Raw genomic sequence first — 15,993 nt, 5'->3', positions numbered from 1 at the left:
AGCTCCGCGTCACGGCGACGGCGGCGGCAGGGGTGTGCCGCAACGCGAGCAGAACACGGCCTCCTCGTCGCGCTGCACCTGCCCACAGTTCGGGCAGGTGCGCTGCGCCGCTGCGCGCCGCGCGTGCGCCTGCGTGAGCCCGACGGTCACGATCCCGGTTGGCACGGCCAGAATCCCGTAACCGAGGATCATGGTGGCCGACGCGATCAGTTTGCCCAGCCCGGTTTTCGGCGCGATATCGCCGTACCCCACGGTCGTGATGGTCACGATCGCCCAGTACACGCTCGTGGGAATGCTGGTGTACCCGTTCTTCGGACCTTCGACGACGTACATGGTCGCGCCGATGATCAGCACGAGGGTCAGCACTGTTGCGAGGAACACCGTGATTTTCGCGGCGCTTGCGCGCAGCGCCTCCGTGATGACGCTCGCCTCGTTCAGGTACCGTGCGAGCTTCAGGATGCGGAAGATGCGCAGCAGCCGTAGCGCTCGCACCACCTGGAACGCCTGCACGCCGGGCACGAGCAGCGCGATGTACCCGGGCAGGATGGAGAGGAGGTCCACCACGCCGAAGAAGCTGCGGGCGTAATGCGAGGCGTGCCGCGCCGTAACGATGCGCAGCAGGTACTCCAGCGTGAACAGCAGCGCGAAGGTGGCCTCCAGCGTGCGCAGCAGGGGGCCGTACTTCGCGCGGAAGCCGCTGACGCTCTCCAGCAGCACCAGCAGCACGCTCGACAGGATCAGGACGGTCAGGAGCAGGTCGAACGCGCGCCCGGCGGGCGTGTCGTTGTTGTAAATGACGTTGCCGAGCTTCACCCGCCAGGGTGCGCGCCGGTCCGGGCGCCGCGTGGACTGGCTGTTCATGCCGTCAGTGTAGGGGGCGGGAGGGGCGCCGCTCCTCCCGCGGCCCTTCAGGCGCCTTCGGGGGTGGGCCATCCTTCCAGCAGCGCCTGCGCCCCCCGGGCGTGATCCGCGAAGATGCGTTCACTTTCGGTGTCGAGCGCGCTGAGCGGCCACCAGTCCGCCGGGTTCCCGGTGGGCGCGTCCAGGCGGAACAGGTGCGCCTGCGTGACCCACCGCGCACCCGGCACGCGGTCCGGGTGGTTCAGGAGGCGCGCGTCCTGGTGAGCGGCGAGCAGGGTCGCGGCGGGCAGGCCGAGCGCTTCGGCGGCGGCGCGCGCCGCGTCGTGCGCGTCCCACCCGATGCGTTCAGGCAGGGCGAGGTGGCCCGCGCCGGGCGCGTCGTCACGGGGGCGCAGCACCAACCGGTCCCCTGCGACGACGACGGCCGCAGCGGTCCGGCGGACGCCGTTCTCCGAGAGCTTCTCGGCGGCCCGCGCGTCTGCTTCCACGGTCTGCCCGTCGGTGGAAGCCGCGAACGCCCAGATGGTCGGGAGGACCGGGTACGGGACGCGCTTGGCGAGCGCGCGCCACTTGCCGGCCATCAGGGCGGCGCGCACCTCGGTGGCGCTCAACGTGCCGTGCGGCGTGGACGGCACGAACGACCACGTGGGGAACAGCCGCAGGTAGAAGCTACTGGCGTCCTTCTCGAAGCCCACCAGGGCGACGTGCGCGTCCTCGCCGACGACGCTGTGCACCGCCGACTGTACGTCCTGCACCCATAGGGGCAGGTGGTAGTACACGTCGCGCACGCCGACCACGCTGACCATATCGTCCGGGACGTCCGCGCTGCGCAGGGCTGCGCGCAGCATCGTCGCGCGTTCAGCGTCCGTGAACGGGTTCTTCGGGGTACGCGGCGCGCGGGCGCTGCCCAGCACGACCACGAGGTGTTCCGCGAGGTCCAGCGCCTCCAGCATGACGCGCAGGTGCGCGGCGTGCGGCGGCTGGAACCGCCCGATCAGGACGGCCGCGCCGAACTTCGGGCCGCTCACCGGACGCGCACGCTCCGCGTGGCGGGCTGCTTGCGCAGCCACGCCAGAAAACGCGCCACGTCCGGGTGCGCGCGCAGCGCTTCCACGGTCGGGTAGTCGCTCGCGAGTTCCGCGTTCGTGAACGTCTTGTGCAGGAACTTGTGGCACGCGCCGCACAGCATCACGGTGGGGAGTTCCGCGACCTTCATGCCGCGCCGCCGTCCTTGCGAGCGCGGTACCAGGTGATGTTCCGTGAGGTGCGGCACGGCCCGCCCGCACAGGCCACACACCTCGGGCGGGCGCGGGGGTGGCGGCCAGGACGTGGGCAACTTGCGGGCCATGCCTGCCATGCTGCCGCATGCCGCGCGCGCGCGGCTGCGAACGCCCTTACCGCGTCATTCATCGAGCGTTTCGAAACCGGGAATGCCGTCGAACAGGCCACGCAGCGGGTACTGCTGCACCGGCAGGCGCGTGCCGCCCAGGCTGAAGCCCTCGCGGTCCAGCATGCGGGCCTGCATCGCCTCGCGCTCCTCGGCGCTCATGCGGCCCATCACGCTGTTCGGGCCCATCTGGCTGCCGTGCGCCGCGAGCGCCGCGATTTTCTGCTCGCGGTACGCGCCGACCGGCATGACGCACGCCACCGTGTCGTGGCTGACGCCGTACACCAGCGGGTCGAGGTTCTGGCCCATGCGGGATAGCCCCTCGGCGGCTTCCGTCGTGAGCGCCGTGAAGAACAGGCGCTGCGGTCCGGGGTTCAGGTGTCCGGTGCTGAAGAACGCCGCTGTGGCCGCGCGGTGCATCTGCAGGTGATCCACGTGTCCGTACCCGCCGTGCGGGTCGAACGTCAGCAGCACCTGCGGGCGGTGCTGCTCGATCAGCGCCCGCAGCTTCACTTCCACGTCCAGGGGGTTCACGTTCATCAGCGCGACGGGGTCGTCGTACCGGGTGCGTTCGTACCGGCCGGAGTCGTGGTAGTCGAGGAAGGTCGGCGCGGGGATGCCGAGCGCGTCGCACGCGCGGCGCAGCTCCTCCTCGCGGTGCCGGCCGAGGTCCTCGATGGTGAGGGACGGGTCGGTGATCTTGCCTGCCTCGCCGCGCGTGGCGCACACCAGCACCACCTTCACGCCCCGTTTCGCGTAGTGCGCGAGCGTCCCGCCGACGCTGAAGGCTTCATCGTCCGGATGCGCGAATACCGCCATGATCGTCGCCTGTTGCGTCATGCCCGCCAGTCTACCGGCCCGGCACGCGGGTGCGGTACGCTTCCAGCCATGAAGCAGCGCGTGGCCGTCACGTCGGAAAAAGGAGGCGTGGGGAAAAGCACCCTGGCCGTTCACCTCGCGGGCGCCTGGGTGGACCTGGGGGTGCGCGTCGTCCTGCTCGATGGGGACGACCGCGTCGGGTCGAGCCTCGCGTGGCACGCGCGCGGGCCGGGCCTGCCGTTCGACGTGTTCGCGGAGGACGACGCGCGCCCGAAGCGCCTCGCGGACGCCGACGTGGTCCTTACGGACACGTGGGGCCGACCGAAACGCAAGGAGCTGCGCGCGTTCGCGCAGAGCGCCGACCTGATTGTGATTCCCACGGGCGTGAGCCCGCTGGAACTGGAGAGCGCCGCGGCCCTCGACGCGTACCTGCGCGCGGAGGGCGCCTCGCCGGTCGTGGTGCTGACGCGCGTTCCGCCGGTGGGCGGCGCGGCCGAGGCAGCGCGCGCACGCTTGCGTGCTGGAGGCACCCGCGTGGCGGCGCAGACCGTGCGGGCGTACGCGGCGTACACCCGCGCGGCCGAAGCGGGCGTCCTCGTGCGTGATGTGCCTGACGAGCGCGCGCCGCAGGCCTGGACGGACGTGCTGAACCTCGCGCGGGAATTGCACGCCTCCGCCTGACGCCCGCCGGCGCTGAAGGCCACAGGGTGAGGGGCGGCGCTTCCGCTTCGGTGGTGGGGGAGGGCGGTGCCGGGCTGCTCGGCGCTGTCAGCAGGTCAGGCGGGGGCTGCCGCTCGGCTGCTCACTCGGGCTCTTCGCGGGCGGCGAGGGCGTCGGCGCGCTGGGCGAAGTCCCAGAAGGCGTCGGTCCACGTAGCGTACAGCGTGCGTCGGTTCGTGGCGTCGGCGGCGTCGAGGGCGTCCGCGAGGGCCGCGTAGAAACGGCTGCCCTGCTCGCGCATGACGCGCGCGATCCAGTACACCTCGCGGCGCATCAGGTCCGGGACGCGCGGGTCCGGTGGGGTCATGCGCGCAGGATAAAAGGAAAAGCGCCCGCGTGCATGCACGCGGGCGCTTTCGGTGGGTCAGGCCTGGTTGGTGGCCGCCGCTTCGATGGCGGGTTTGCTGACGTTGGTGACGGCCTTCACTTCGATGGTGCGCTTCAGGCTGGCTTCGCTGCGCGGGAGGCGCAGGCTGAGCGTGCCATTGGTGTACGTGGCTTCGAGCTTGCTGAGGTCGTACTTCGCGGGGACGCTGAAGGTGCGGCTGAAGGTGCCGTACGCGCGTTCGACGCGGTGGGCGGTGCGCCCTTCGCTGCGGTCGTACTTGCGTTCGGCCTGTACGGTCAGGGTGTTGTTCTCGGCTTCGACCTGGATGTTGGCGGGGTCGACGCCCGGGAGGTCCAGGCCGATTTCGAGGCCCTGGTCGTCTTCGTGGATGTCCACGTTGGGGGCGAAGCGGGCGGGGGTGTTGGTGGTCGCGCCGAACACGCGGTCCATACGCTGGCTCAGCTCTTCAATTTCGCGGAAAGGATCAAAACGCATCATGTGTTGACCTCCTGAGTGTTGGTGTCGGGATCGGAAACGCACTTCCGATGTGTCACTATCTTATTACTTGAGTGCTATTGTGTCAAGTTAATTGACTCCTTAGGCGGGACTTGCGCGGAACCGCCCGCCCCCCCTACACTCACCCGAGCGCGCCCGACCCCCGGACGCCACCCCCTTTCACGCGGAACCGCGAGTCCGCACCCGCCCCGTGAGGCAGGAAAGGAGCACCACATGAACGACCACCACCACCGCCGCCAGCACCCGCTGGACGGCCGTTTTTTCATGCCCACCCCCCAGGTGAACGCATGAACCCCAAAGCCACCATCCTCAACGCCGACGAAATGCGCCGCGCCCTCACCCGCATCGCTCACGAAATCCTCGAACGCAACCGCGGCGCCCAAGACCTCGCCCTCGTCGGCATCCACACCCGCGGCATCCCCCTCGCCGCCCGCCTCGCCGCGAAACTCCACGAACTCGAAGGCGTCGACGTTCCCCAGGGCCGCCTCGACATCACCCTCTACCGCGACGACCTCAGCGAAATCGCCCGCCAACCCATCATCCGCGAAACGCAGGTCCCCTTCGACCTCAACCAACGCCGCGTCATCCTCGTTGACGACGTCCTCTACACCGGCCGCACCATCCGCGCCGCCCTCGACGCCCTCATCGACCTCGGCCGCCCCGCCGGCATCCAGCTCGCCGTCCTCGTCGACCGCGGCCACCGCGAACTCCCCATCCGCGCGGACTACGTCGGCAAGAACCTCCCCACCAGCCAGGGCGAAGTCGTCAAAGTGAAACTCCACGAAACCGACGGCAGCGACAGCGTCGAACTCTGGAACCTCGAGGACGTCCAATGAACGCCCGCCCCCGCCACCTCCTCGACTTCGACGACTACACCCCCGAACGCCTGGGTGCCATCCTCGACAACGCCGACGTCATGCGCGCCGTCCTGGACCGCCCCGTCAAGAAGGTCCCCGCCCTGCAGGGCCTCACCGTCTGCACCGCGTTCTTCGAGAACAGCACCCGCACCCGCACCAGCTTCGAACTCGCCGCGCGCCGCATGAGCGCCGACGTCCTCAGCTTCGCGGCCGGCAGCAGCAGCGTCAGCAAAGGCGAAAGCCTCCGCGACACCATCGAAACGCTCACCGCCTACAAGGTCGACGCGTTCATCGTCCGCCACCACGCCAGCGGCGCCGCGCACCTCGTTGCCAAGTACAGCGGCAAACCTGTCATCAACGCCGGCGACGGCCGCCGCGCCCACCCCACCCAGGCGCTTCTCGACGCGTACACCATCCGCCGCGAACTCGGCAGCCTCGAAGGCAAAAACGTCACCATCATCGGCGACGTCCGCCACTCCCGCGTCGCCCGCAGCAACGCCCAGCTGCTCCCCATGCTCGGCGCGAACGTCACCCTCTGCGGCCCCGCCACGCTCCTCCCGCGCGACCTCGCGCACCTCCCCGGCGTGAAACTCACCACGAACGCGCAGGACGCCGTCACCGGCGCCGACGCCGTCATGGCGCTGCGCCTCCAGGGCGAACGCATGAACGGCGGCTACCTCGGCAGCCTCCAGGAGTACATCCGCGAGTACCAGGTCAACGACGCGCTCCTTGCGCGCGCGAGCGACGACGCCATCGTCCTGCACCCTGGCCCTATGAACCGCGACGTGGAAATCAGCAGCGCCGCCGCTGACGGCCCGCGCAGCCGCATCCTGCAGCAGGTCGAGAACGGGCAGGCCATCCGCATGAGCGTCCTGTACCACCTCCTCGTCGGACGAGCCTGAAAGAGAAGAGGCAAAAGCAATGCTGAAAATTGAGAACGTGAAACGCCTCGGGAGTGAGCAACTCGAAACGCTGTTCGTCGAGAACGGCTACATCAAGGGCTGGAACCTGAACGACACTGCCGAGCAGACCCTCGACGGGCGCGGCGGCACCGTCATTCCCGCGCTGATCGAGCTGCACGCGCACCTGCGCGAACCCGGCCAGACCGAAAAAGAGGACCTCGCCTCGGGCCTCGCGGCCGCCGCAGCGGGCGGGTACGGCACGGTCGTGAGCATGCCGAACACCAGCCCCGTCGTGGATGATCCCAGCATCGTGCGTGCCCTGATCGAGAAGGCAGACGGCCTTGGGCTCGCGCGTCTGCGACCCGCCGCGGCCCTCACGAAGGGGCAGTCGGGCAAGGAACTCGCGGAACTCGCGCTGCTCAAGGACGCGGGCGCCGTGATGTTCACCGATGACGGCCGCACCAACGAGGACGCCCGCATGCTGCGCCTCGGGCTGGAGTACGCGCACTCCCTCGGCCTGATGGTCAGCGTCCACGCGGAGGACGCCACCCTGCGCGCGGACGGCGTGATGAACGAGGGCCCGGTGAGTGAGGCGCTCGGCCTGCCCGGCAACCCTGCAGCGGCGGAGGCGGCCCGCGTGGCGCGCGACATTGAGATCGCGGCGTTCACGGGCGCGCGGCTGCACGTGCAGCATCTCAGCACCGCCCGCGCCCTCGACCTCGTCCGCGAAGCCAAAAAACGCGGCGTGCCGGTCACGTGCGAGGTGTGCCCGCACCACCTGACCCTCACGGACGAGGCGCTGCGGTCCTTCGACGCGCTGTACAAGGTCGCGCCGCCCCTGCGCACGCAGGCGGACGCGGACGCGCTCCTCGCGGGCCTGCTGGACGGTACGGTGGACTGCCTCAGCACGGACCACGCGCCGCACACCCGCGCGGAAAAGGAACGCGACCTGCTGGAAGCGCCGTTTGGCATTGCGTACATCGAGCTGGCGTTCCCGCTGATGGTCACGCGATTCGCGGACACGCTCGGCGTGGAGCGCATCGTGAACCTCATGACCTCAGCGCCCGCGCGCCTGATGGGCTGGGACGAGCCGAACCTGACCGAGGGCGCGCCTGCGGACTTCACGGTGGTGGACCTCGACACGGAACGCGTCGTGGACCCGTCGACGTTCAAGAGCAAGGCGAAGCACACGCCGTGGGCGGGGGAGACGCTGCGCGGCTGGCCCACCCTGACGGTCGTGGGAGGGCGCGTCGCGTTCGAGCGCGCGTAAGCTCCGGGCACCGGAAGCGGAGGGCGGGTCATGCGGCCCGCCCTCCCTCGTTTACGCTGGGGCGCATGCGCCGCGCCCTCCCGCCCATCCTCGCTGCCACCCTCGTCGTCGCGCTCCTCGGGGCCTTCTGGATGCGGGAAGCGCGCTGGCGCGGCCCGCTGTACTGCTTCGACGTGCGCGGGCAGGTGTGGGCCGGGCAGGCCGGGCCGATTCCCGCCGGGGCGACGCCGGAATGCCCGTCATCCTCCAGTTACGTGCAGGAGGTCCGGGAGCGCGTGTCGCGCGTGGAGAGCTTCCGCGTGCAGGGGTGGCAGCCGGAGGCGCTCCTGCCGAGCCTGCGCCGCAACGGGTGGCGGCTGATCGCCCGTGACCCCATCAACGCAGGGACCCTGAGCGTCTTCCTGGATGGCCCCACGGGGCGCGTGCAGTACCTCGCGCAGCGTGAGGGCGGCACGACCCTCGTGACCATCAGCGGGCGGCCCTGAGCGGCGCGCCTTCAGGCAAAGCCGGCCCTGGGTGAGCCCCGGGGCCGGCGAGGGAGGCGCAGGGAGCGTCAGGCGTCCGTGCCGATCGCTTCCGCGACGTTGCGGAAGCCGCGCTCACGCAGCCGCCGCGTCAGCCCGGCGTTGAGGGCGCGCACCACGCCGGGACCGCGGTAGATCAGGGCCGTGTAGAGCTCCACGAGATTCGCGCCGGCGGTGATCTTGTCGAGCGCGTCCTGCGCAGTAAAGACGCCGCCCACGCCGACGATAGGCACGCGCCCGCGTGTGAGGCGGTACGCGTCGCGCACCAGCTGCGTGCTGCGGGCCGTGAGGGGCCGCCCGCTCAGGCCGCCGGTCTGCTCGCGGTGCGCGTGCGTGAGGCCCTCGCGGCTGAGGGTGGTGTTCGTGAGGATCAGCCCCTCGATGCCTGCCGTGAGGGCGGCCTCCACGCTGACTTCCAGCTCCTCGCCCGTGAGGTCCGGCGCGAGTTTCACGAGCACGGGGCGGCGCAGGGCCGTGCGGACCCGCTGCATTTCGGCCTCGTGCATGACTTCGGTGAGCAGGGCGCGCAGGTCGTCGCCGTGCTGCAGGGCGCGCAGGCCCGGCGTGTTCGGGCTGCTGACGTTCACGACAAAGGCGTCCGCCACGTCCCACAGGGCGCGCACGCCCGCTCGGTAGTCCTGCGCGGCCGTCTCGTTCGGCGTGGTCTTGTTGCGGCCGACGTTGGCCCATACGGGCGCGCGCCGCACGCGCAGGCGCGCTAGGCGCTGCGCGGCGGCGTCCACGCCGTCGTTGTTGAAGCCCATGCGGTTGATGAGGGCGTCGTCGCTGGGCAGGCGGAACAGGCGCGGACGGTCGTTGCCAGGTTGCGCGCGGGGCGTGAGTGTGCCCACCTCCACGAAACCGAAGCCCATGGCGCTGAAGGCGGGCACCGCCACGGCGTTCTTGTCGAGTCCGGCGGCGAGGCCGATGGGGCTGGCGTACGTGCTGCCCAGCAGGGTCTGCTGCAGGGCTGGGTCGGCCGGACCGAGGTTCGGCAGGGGCAGGTGGGAGGCCCACTCCAGGCCGCGCAGGGTCAGGTGGTGGGCGTCCTCCGGGTCGAGACGGAACAGGACGGGCTTCGCGAGGCGCTCGTACAGCATCGCCCCTCAGGCTACCAGTTCAGCCTGAGGGGCGATGCCTGCGCGCCGTTACAGGCGCGGCGTGAGGACGTCCGCGCGGAGCGGTTCGAGTTGCACGAGGCGGGCGTGTTCGATGCGTTCGTTCTCGCGGATGAGGTCCGCGAGGGTCGTGCCGCCCAGGACGCCGCGCACGGCGCCTTCGACGCGCTGCCACAGGTCCTGCGTGGCGCATACGCCCTCGCGTTCGCAGGAGTGGCCTTCCTCAACGCACGCGACGGGCGCGAGGCTGCCCTCCATGGCGACGACAACGTCCCAGGTGTTGATGAGGTCGGGCGTGCGGGTGAGCTTGTAGCCACCGTGCGCGCCGCGAACGCTGCGGATGAACCCGGCGCGGCGCAGGTTGCTGGCGATCTGCTCGAGGTAGTGCTGGCTGAGGCCCTGGTTGGCGGCGACGTCCTTGAGGGGGACGGCCTCGCCGGGGCGGCGACCGATTTCCACGAGGGCGCGCAGGCCGTACTGTGCTTTCGTCGAGATCCACATAGGAATGGTTCCTATCTTAAACCCGTAAAACCCGTATTGCAAACCCGGGTTTCCTCACGATTGCCCAGCCCAGTTCTCATCCCCCCTTACTGCACCGCGAACGTGACCCCTACGACCGCCGTCACATCCTTCTCCCGGCTGGTCGTATCGAAGCTCCCATAATCATCCGCCTGCGTCGTGTTCTTCGGCGTGATCTGGAACACCCCCATGCGTGCACTCCGCACTGCGCCCACATGCGCGCCGCTCGCCTCCGCAATCGCCTGCGCCCGCTCCCGCGCGTCCCGCGTCGCGTCCGCCAGCAACCGGATGCGTACATCCGCCAGGCGCGTGTACAGGTACTGCACCGGGTCCACCTGCACCGCCACGCCCTCCTCAATCAGGCTCCCGACCCCCTGAGACACCGCCACCACCCGCGCGACATTCGCAGACTGCACCTCGAACGAACGCGTCAGCGTCACCGTCGCGCGCTCCACCTTCCGGCCGTCCGGCAGCGTCTCCGTGTACGTCCCGGACTCCGTGCGCAGCGGCACCCGCGTGACCTCCGCGTCCGGCACGCCCTGCGCCGACAGGAACGACAGGACCCGCCGCGCGTCCCCCTGCACGGTCGGGTACGCCTCACGCGCCGTGAACCCCGTATTGCTGACCGTCAGGCGCACCATCGCGTTGTCACTCGTGATGCTGCGCTTCGCGCTGCCCGTCACCGTGATCTCGTCGTTCGCCCGCCGCGCGTCCCGGACGGCCGCGACCGTGAACACCGCCGCGCCCGCCAGCGCCAGCGCCAGCACCACCAACCCCCAGAACAACTGTGGAAACTCCCGTTTCATGCCCCTCACTCTCCGACGCCTGAAGTGCACCCCAAGCCTCCACTGCAGCGTACGCCCACCACCTGACGACGCATGAAAACCCGCACCCACGAAAAAGGCGCCTCCTACGCGGGGCGCCTTTGGGGCTCAAGCCGGGTCCGTCAGTGGGCGGGATCGCCCGGCCAGTCCCCGTCGGACAGGTACTGCACGATGTACTCCGAAGTGCGCTCGTCCGCGAGGGCCAGCATCAACACCCCGAACGCCTCCTCGTCATTCAGGATCAGCGCGTACCGGCACGCCGCCTCGTACTGCCGCAACTGGTGCAGCTTCAGGCGTTCCGCCGTGTTCAGCAGCAGCGTGTCCCGCCGCGCCCCGCGGGGACAGCCGCGCACGGCGTCCCGCGCGGCCTGCAGCTCCGCGTGCACCGCCGCGCACGCCCCGGCATCAAGCGGCGCGTCCAGGCGGTGCAGCAACCCCCCAAGCCGGATCGCCTGTGCCCGCGTGTGCTCCAGGCGCCGGGCGAACAGGGCGCGGGTCGATTCGGTGGCGGCACTGCACCACGCGCAGAGCGCGTCGAGCAGCGCCTGCTCGGTTCTGTGCAGGTCCTGCAGCGTCTCAATGTACGTGCGCCGAAGCGCGTCGGTGGACGCCGGGACGGGCGGTGAGAACGTCATGTCCGTGGTCACAGTGCCTCACTGTGGCGCGCGGCCTCCACGCACAGGTCCCGCGCGAATGAAGATCCCGTGCTGAAGTTCCCCCATCACCCCTGAACCTCATGAAGGCTTCTTCATCTTCAGGCGCCAAACCCTAGAACAATCCCCAACGCGCGAGGAACCATTCTGCCCAGGAGCCCTCAACCGACAGGGCACCGAACGCCCTGGCCCCAGCGAGGCGCAGCAGGGCGGCACAACCCCGCAGCCCCCACCAGCTACTTGCTGGTGGCTGATTCGTTCACAGTGAGCGTCACGAAACTCTCGTACCCCTGCACGGCCTTCACGCCCTCGAACTCCAGCTCACCCGGAATCGGCTTGATCGTCACCCCGAACGTCCGCCCCGGCTGCCCGTTCAGGGCATAGAACGCCCCCCACACGCCATAATCATTGCTCCAGCCACTCGTCACGCCCACGGGCTTCAGGTGCGCCTGCACCTGCTTCAGGAGCGCGTCCGGCGCGACGCGGCTCATCCAGCAGGCACTCGTGCCCGTCCGCATGCGCCCATACAGCCACTGGCAGTCCGCGGGCTGCAGGTCCGCGCCCTGCAGCGCAGCCCCGAGGTCTTTCAAAAGCGAAGAGGTGGTCATGGAAGCGTCCTTTCCAGCGGTCGAGGGAGCGGAATTGCGTTGCGTCAGGGCGCCCAGCGCGAGCCCCAGCGTCGCCAGCAGCATCACGACGAGCTTCACTTTGCGCCTTCCGGGTGCCACGCCGTCCAGATCCGGCCGAGCTCCGCAGCGACGCGCAACGCCGCCGCCTGACTGATCGTCACCCCTTGCTCCTGCATGTCCGCCCATTTGGAATCCATCATCGGGTACGTGGGCATCCCCATGCCGGTCGGAATCGGGTGCGCGTAATCCCGCGTGAACATCGGCAGCTGCAGCTGCTGACCGAGCGCGCGGTCATTCGCGGTGAGCGGCAGCCGCTGCTGCCCTTCCGCGAACCCATCCAGGTACGTCCGCATGGCCGCCATGAACGCCTGCGCACTCGCGTACCTCGGAACGCGCCGCTCCACCGTGGCAAGCAGCGTGTTGTAGGCGATCTGGTCGTAATACACGTCGGTGTACGCCGAGATCATGTCCATGCCCTTCACGGCGGTCGTCGTGCGCTTCTTCTCCAGTTGCAGGCGCGGGTCCTGCGCCGTCCCGTACTGCCCGCCGAACACCACCTGCACGTCCTTGGCGTCATCACCGAGGCTGTTCTCGTCACGCAGGCCGTCCCGGGCGATCTCGCCCAGCAGACCCTGCGTCACGCCCATGCCCCGCACGTACGTGCTGAGCATCGGAATGACGTGCCCGGCCGTCGCGCGCGTCAGGTCCGCCGAATCGTAGCTCAGCTCGGACTTGAATGGCGCGGTGCTCCCCCTCGCGCGCTGCACCCGGTCGAAATAGTAGATCTGCCCCGGCAGGTGCTCTTCCCCGGCGGTGGGCACGGCGTCCCCATCAATGCGGTAGTGGCGGCTCAGCAGCGGATCCGTCGGATGCGCCCTGTTGTACGCCTCCACGAGGGCCGTGTCGTCCTCGTCAATGCCCGGCGACTGGAACGTCACCACCGCGCGGGTCTGCGCGCGGTACTCCACCGCGGCGATCTGCGCGAGCGCGCCGCCCAGCGAATGCCCCGTAATGATCAGGTCCCCGTGCTTCGCGGCGGCGTCCATGTTCCGCTGGATCAGCGCCCGGTTCGGGTCGTACTGGTTGTACCCCACGCCCTTCGGGGACATGTCCCCGATCACCGTGTCCGTGGTGCCCTCCGGCTTGCCCTTGATGTCGAACGAAATGCCTTCCGTCCCGCGGAACGCCACAATCGGGTTCGGCCATTTCGCCTTGCCGGGAATGGGGTAGAACACGCGCATCTGGAAGCCCCACTTCCCGCTGACCGGCGCGCCCGCACGGTACCCGAACGTCTCCAGCACGTTCTTCGGGCTTGAGCCGCGCCGACCATCGCTGCTCTTGCCCTGCAGCTGCTCCGCCGTGTCATTCAGGTACACGTACCCGACCGACAACTGCTCCAGGAAGCTGTCCATGGTCAGCTGCTCCGCCGGAATCAGCGGCGGCAGAAGCTTCAACAACCGCTGACGGACGTTCACATCACGGACGCGCTCCCCCAGCACCGCCGTGAACTGCTTGCCGTACAGGCGCGCGTACGCCTTGAGCGCCCCGTCCAGCCGACCGGCCGTTTTGAGCTGCCGCAACATGCCGCCCAGCGCACCCTCCGCACCGTCCAGACTCGCGTACTTCGGGCCGCTCAACCAGCCTTCGTCGTGCACGAGGTGCCGGGTGCTGCCCAGCCGCATGGACGCCGCCGCCTCCACACCCAACAGAAGCGTCGCCGGGCTGCCCGTGGTGGGCGTCTGGCGCGTCTGCTGCTCCACCACCCGGTGCAGCGCCCGCGCGGCGTCATCCGCCGGGCCATTCGGGTTCAGGGTCGGTGCGGGCGCACGCACCTGCACGCGCGTCGCGTCCGCTTGCGCGACGGGCTTCGCGGGCACCGGCAGGTGCGGCAGGTGGCCGGGTGTGGCCGCAGTGGCTGAACGTTTTTCGTCGAACGTCATGCTCCCCCTTTCCCCGACAGTACCCCGCCGCACACCAGAACGCGAGCCCCCAATTGCTATAGAAAAAGGTCAAAGAGAACCCCGCAGCGGCGAAGCAGGCCACGAACCCGCAGCGCCATCCGCACGCGAAGGCGCGCCCATCACCTGCTCTGCAGCGAAGGCTGGTGGAGAGGGCGTCGCCGCACTGCCCCTGACGCCAGCCCGTTCACAGGACACGTCTCCCGGCAGCGCACGCCATACCACGCGGGTCCTCCGACCATTCCGCGGACCGGCACAAGGCGCAGCAACGCCGCGTTGACTGCCCTGGACCGCTGTAGCTCCCGCTGGCAACCCTGCGACGCCTGCGAGAGCCGCAAAATCAAGGAGACGCCGCGTCCGCGGTGACGATGCTCGCCACCGCCGTGATGACCCGCACGTATGCATCCAACCAGACACCGGCGACATGCAGAACACGCGTGAACCCGCACGGGACGATGAGCACCCCGAATGCGAGCACACCCAACCGAACGGCAGGCACCGCCGGTTCTGGTGCACGATCACTGTCAGGGCCGACGTGATCATGGCGTCTATAGCGTGCGCCGTGCCGATCAGCAGGTCACTTGGTACGTGCAGGATCACTCCAGCGGACGTCCACTCGGGTGATGGCCCACTGCGAACTCCTGTGTGCTCAGCAGGTGCAGCGTCGGACTCGGCCGCAGCAGAATTCGTGCGTTTACGTCCCGTGAGCGCTGGTCATGCCCGCCCCAACGGGGTTGCTCCGGACGACCCGAATAGGGTCAGGAAGGTGTCCACCACGTGCGGGTCGAACTGACGGCCACGCTGCGCACGCACCTCCGCCAGAGCGTCCCCGTGCGCCCACGCGTGCTTGTATGGCCGCTCACTGGTCAGCGCGTCATACACGTCACACACCGCGAAAATCCGCGCCAGCAGCGGAATCTCATCGGCACTCAGCCGGTCCGGGTACCCCGTGCCGTCCCAGCGCTCATGGTGATGCCGGATGACCCCCATGGCCGCCGGTGCCAGCGTGGGAATCCGCGCGGCCATCGCATGACCGTTATGGGCGTGCGTCTGCATGAGCGCCCACTCCGCCGCGTCCAGACGCCCCGGCTTGAGCAGGACCGCGTCAGGAATCGTCAACTTCCCGAGATCATGCAGGCTCGCACCCTGCCGAAGCTCATTCAGTGTCACGCCGTCCAGCCCCAGCGCGGCCCCGAGCTGATGACTGAGCGTCATCACCCGCTCGGTATGCCCGGCCGTTTCGAGATCACGGGCCTCCAGCGCGATCCCCAGACCCAGCAGCCCCCCCTCCAGCGTCGCCTGAAGGTTGACGTTGAGCCGCTCCAAATCCTGCTGTGCCCGTTTCAACTCCGTGATGTCCGCCACGACCGCCACCACCGAATCCGCCGGCCCCGCACGCCCAGGCAGCAGCGAAACCCGCGACCGGGACCAGACAACCTCACCGTCCGCACGGAGGTACCGCTTCTCCAGCACCACCACAGGCGCGTCCCCGCGAACCACACGCCCCAGCGCCTCAATCGTCCGCTCGATGTCTTCAGGGTGCGTGACGTCCAGCACGCTCATGCCCAGCAGCTGCTCCCGAGGCAGTCCGAAGAACGCCGCCCCATCAGGATTAATGCGGCGGATGCACCCCCCGAACGTGATCTCAAGCAGGCCCACGCCCGCATGGTCAAAGAGTGCCTGGTAATCAGCCAGGTCGTCAGCGTGGGCGGGTGGCGTGGGGGTCATACGGCAGCGTCTCCTCCGGGCACACAACCTGATGAGGGCGTGCGCCCTCCCTTACTGAGCATCCTGACAGACCAGCAGTCACGCGGCCCTGAAGCTCAGGGATCGACATTCCGTTGCTCATTTCTCGCCCTGCGCGGGCGTGGCAGGATCATTCCCGCGACGGGGGAGGCGTCAAGGCGCGCACTCTGCGAACGTCAAACGGCACTCACAAACAAAGTCCTCTTGCGGGACGGCGGCTTGCGCGACCTTGTCTGCCACCCGGCCTCGCCGCACGTGACCGCTGGCCCGCAAAGGCAGCGCCCCGCCCGATGAAGTCATCCAGAGCGGGGCGCGGTGCAACACACTCCACTCTTCCCGAGCCGGAGGTCACTACCCGCTGC

Annotated in this window: 18 protein-coding genes; 5 read left to right on the top strand and 13 right to left on the bottom strand. The window is 69.3% G+C overall.

Annotated features, from left to right (window positions below; translation table 11 throughout):
* Positions 1-9: 9 nt before the first annotated feature.
* From DEIMA_RS10210 to DEIMA_RS10195, 4 genes are read right to left on the bottom strand one after another with little or no spacing between them, the layout of a single operon-like run.
* Positions 10-861, bottom strand: a complete 852-nt coding sequence (locus DEIMA_RS10210) for an ion transporter (protein ID WP_013557179.1) — start codon at positions 859-861, stop codon at positions 10-12.
* Positions 862-908: 47 nt separating this feature from the next.
* Positions 909-1,931 carry an adenylyltransferase/cytidyltransferase family protein gene (locus DEIMA_RS16960; protein ID WP_083810852.1) on the bottom strand — a complete coding sequence of 341 codons (1,023 nt, stop codon included), beginning with the start codon at positions 1,929-1,931 and terminating at the stop codon, positions 909-911.
* The gene (locus tag DEIMA_RS10200) at positions 1,886-2,209 is read right to left on the bottom strand and encodes a hypothetical protein (RefSeq protein WP_013557177.1); all 324 of its coding nucleotides are present in this window, start codon (positions 2,207-2,209) and stop codon (positions 1,886-1,888) included. Before DEIMA_RS10200 ends, DEIMA_RS16960 begins: the two co-directional genes overlap by 46 nt.
* Positions 2,210-2,263: 54 nt before the next feature.
* Complete coding sequence (locus DEIMA_RS10195) at positions 2,264-3,088, bottom strand: PIG-L deacetylase family protein (RefSeq protein ID WP_013557176.1); 825 nt, start codon at positions 3,086-3,088, stop codon at positions 2,264-2,266.
* Between the two features lie 48 nt (positions 3,089-3,136).
* Here DEIMA_RS10195 and DEIMA_RS10190 point away from each other — a divergent pair, with 48 nt between their 5' ends.
* Positions 3,137-3,748 (top strand): ParA family protein, encoded by a 612-nt coding sequence (locus tag DEIMA_RS10190; RefSeq protein WP_013557175.1) that lies wholly within the window; start codon positions 3,137-3,139, stop codon positions 3,746-3,748.
* Between the two features lie 121 nt (positions 3,749-3,869).
* On the opposite strand, the gene DEIMA_RS10185 is transcribed toward DEIMA_RS10190, so the two are convergent.
* Positions 3,870-4,094 carry a hypothetical protein gene (locus tag DEIMA_RS10185; protein WP_013557174.1) on the bottom strand — a complete coding sequence of 75 codons (225 nt, stop codon included), beginning with the start codon at positions 4,092-4,094 and terminating at the stop codon, positions 3,870-3,872.
* A gap of 57 nt (positions 4,095-4,151) precedes the next feature.
* Positions 4,152-4,613, bottom strand: a complete 462-nt coding sequence (locus DEIMA_RS10180; protein ID WP_013557173.1) for an Hsp20/alpha crystallin family protein — start codon at positions 4,611-4,613, stop codon at positions 4,152-4,154.
* 305 nt (positions 4,614-4,918) lie between these two features.
* On the opposite strand from DEIMA_RS10180, the gene pyrR reads away from it, so the two are divergent.
* The 4 genes from pyrR to DEIMA_RS10160 all read left to right on the top strand — a co-directional run bounded on the left by pyrR (position 4,919) and on the right by DEIMA_RS10160 (position 8,145).
* A complete protein-coding gene (pyrR, locus tag DEIMA_RS10175; protein WP_013557172.1) occupies positions 4,919-5,467 on the top strand; it encodes a bifunctional pyr operon transcriptional regulator/uracil phosphoribosyltransferase PyrR in 549 nt (182 codons plus the stop codon).
* On the top strand, positions 5,464-6,390 hold the full coding sequence (locus DEIMA_RS10170; RefSeq protein ID WP_013557171.1) for an aspartate carbamoyltransferase catalytic subunit: 927 nt from the start codon (positions 5,464-5,466) through the stop codon (positions 6,388-6,390). The genes pyrR and DEIMA_RS10170 overlap by 4 nt, the downstream gene beginning before the upstream one ends.
* 19 nt (positions 6,391-6,409) lie before the next feature.
* A complete protein-coding gene (locus tag DEIMA_RS10165; RefSeq protein ID WP_013557170.1) occupies positions 6,410-7,660 on the top strand; it encodes a dihydroorotase in 1,251 nt (416 codons plus the stop codon).
* Positions 7,661-7,725: 65 nt separating this feature from the next.
* On the top strand, positions 7,726-8,145 hold the full coding sequence (locus DEIMA_RS10160; protein ID WP_013557169.1) for a hypothetical protein: 420 nt from the start codon (positions 7,726-7,728) through the stop codon (positions 8,143-8,145).
* 68 nt (positions 8,146-8,213) lie between these two features.
* Here the strand turns inward: DEIMA_RS10160 and DEIMA_RS10155 are convergent, their stop codons facing one another.
* The 7 genes from DEIMA_RS10155 to DEIMA_RS10130 all read right to left on the bottom strand — a co-directional run bounded on the left by DEIMA_RS10155 (position 8,214) and on the right by DEIMA_RS10130 (position 15,613).
* Positions 8,214-9,281 carry a quinone-dependent dihydroorotate dehydrogenase gene (locus DEIMA_RS10155; RefSeq protein ID WP_148235070.1) on the bottom strand — a complete coding sequence of 356 codons (1,068 nt, stop codon included), beginning with the start codon at positions 9,279-9,281 and terminating at the stop codon, positions 8,214-8,216.
* Positions 9,282-9,332: 51 nt separating this feature from the next.
* Positions 9,333-9,803, bottom strand: a complete 471-nt coding sequence (locus DEIMA_RS10150) for an RrF2 family transcriptional regulator (protein ID WP_013557167.1) — start codon at positions 9,801-9,803, stop codon at positions 9,333-9,335.
* Between the two features lie 86 nt (positions 9,804-9,889).
* Positions 9,890-10,627, bottom strand: a complete 738-nt coding sequence (locus tag DEIMA_RS10145; RefSeq protein ID WP_013557166.1) for an SIMPL domain-containing protein — start codon at positions 10,625-10,627, stop codon at positions 9,890-9,892.
* 140 nt (positions 10,628-10,767) lie between these two features.
* On the bottom strand, positions 10,768-11,292 hold the full coding sequence (locus tag DEIMA_RS16955; RefSeq protein ID WP_052303302.1) for a DUF892 family protein: 525 nt from the start codon (positions 11,290-11,292) through the stop codon (positions 10,768-10,770).
* A gap of 242 nt (positions 11,293-11,534) precedes the next feature.
* Positions 11,535-11,906 (bottom strand): hypothetical protein, encoded by a 372-nt coding sequence (locus DEIMA_RS10140; RefSeq protein WP_013557164.1) that lies wholly within the window; start codon positions 11,904-11,906, stop codon positions 11,535-11,537.
* 95 nt (positions 11,907-12,001) lie between these two features.
* Positions 12,002-13,867, bottom strand: coding sequence for a Tle-like phospholipase domain-containing protein (locus DEIMA_RS18505; protein ID WP_013557163.1), 1,866 nt, complete (start codon positions 13,865-13,867; stop codon positions 12,002-12,004).
* Between the two features lie 732 nt (positions 13,868-14,599).
* Positions 14,600-15,613: an HD domain-containing phosphohydrolase gene (locus tag DEIMA_RS10130; RefSeq protein WP_013557162.1), complete on the bottom strand. Its 1,014-nt coding sequence runs from the start codon at positions 15,611-15,613 to the stop codon at positions 14,600-14,602.
* Positions 15,614-15,993: the final 380 nt, after the last annotated feature.

Source organism: Deinococcus maricopensis DSM 21211 (genome assembly GCF_000186385.1).
In the GTDB taxonomy this organism is placed as follows: domain Bacteria; phylum Deinococcota; class Deinococci; order Deinococcales; family Deinococcaceae; genus Deinococcus_B; species Deinococcus_B maricopensis.
This window is presented reverse-complemented; position numbering and strand designations above follow the sequence as displayed.

Excerpts from the sequence above, each read along its gene's own strand:
- DEIMA_RS10210 (WP_013557179.1), bottom strand. The coding sequence starts at position 861 with ATGAACAGCCAGTCCACGCGGCGCCCGGACCGGCGCGCACCCTGGCGG.
- DEIMA_RS10200 (WP_013557177.1), bottom strand. The coding sequence starts at position 2,209 with ATGGCCCGCAAGTTGCCCACGTCCTGGCCGCCACCCCCGCGCCCGCCC.
- DEIMA_RS10195 (WP_013557176.1), bottom strand. The coding sequence starts at position 3,088 with ATGACGCAACAGGCGACGATCATGGCGGTATTCGCGCATCCGGACGAT.
- DEIMA_RS10190 (WP_013557175.1), top strand. The coding sequence starts at position 3,137 with ATGAAGCAGCGCGTGGCCGTCACGTCGGAAAAAGGAGGCGTGGGGAAA.
- DEIMA_RS10185 (WP_013557174.1), bottom strand. The coding sequence starts at position 4,094 with ATGACCCCACCGGACCCGCGCGTCCCGGACCTGATGCGCCGCGAGGTG.
- DEIMA_RS10180 (WP_013557173.1), bottom strand. The coding sequence starts at position 4,613 with ATGATGCGTTTTGATCCTTTCCGCGAAATTGAAGAGCTGAGCCAGCGT.
- pyrR (WP_013557172.1), top strand. The coding sequence starts at position 4,919 with ATGAACCCCAAAGCCACCATCCTCAACGCCGACGAAATGCGCCGCGCC.
- DEIMA_RS10170 (WP_013557171.1), top strand. The coding sequence starts at position 5,464 with ATGAACGCCCGCCCCCGCCACCTCCTCGACTTCGACGACTACACCCCC.
- DEIMA_RS10165 (WP_013557170.1), top strand. The coding sequence starts at position 6,410 with ATGCTGAAAATTGAGAACGTGAAACGCCTCGGGAGTGAGCAACTCGAA.
- DEIMA_RS10160 (WP_013557169.1), top strand. The coding sequence starts at position 7,726 with ATGCGCCGCGCCCTCCCGCCCATCCTCGCTGCCACCCTCGTCGTCGCG.
- DEIMA_RS10150 (WP_013557167.1), bottom strand. The coding sequence starts at position 9,803 with ATGTGGATCTCGACGAAAGCACAGTACGGCCTGCGCGCCCTCGTGGAA.
- DEIMA_RS10145 (WP_013557166.1), bottom strand. The coding sequence starts at position 10,627 with ATGAAACGGGAGTTTCCACAGTTGTTCTGGGGGTTGGTGGTGCTGGCG.
- DEIMA_RS10140 (WP_013557164.1), bottom strand. The coding sequence starts at position 11,906 with ATGACCACCTCTTCGCTTTTGAAAGACCTCGGGGCTGCGCTGCAGGGC.
- DEIMA_RS18505 (WP_013557163.1), bottom strand. The coding sequence starts at position 13,867 with ATGACGTTCGACGAAAAACGTTCAGCCACTGCGGCCACACCCGGCCAC.
- DEIMA_RS10130 (WP_013557162.1), bottom strand. The coding sequence starts at position 15,613 with ATGACCCCCACGCCACCCGCCCACGCTGACGACCTGGCTGATTACCAG.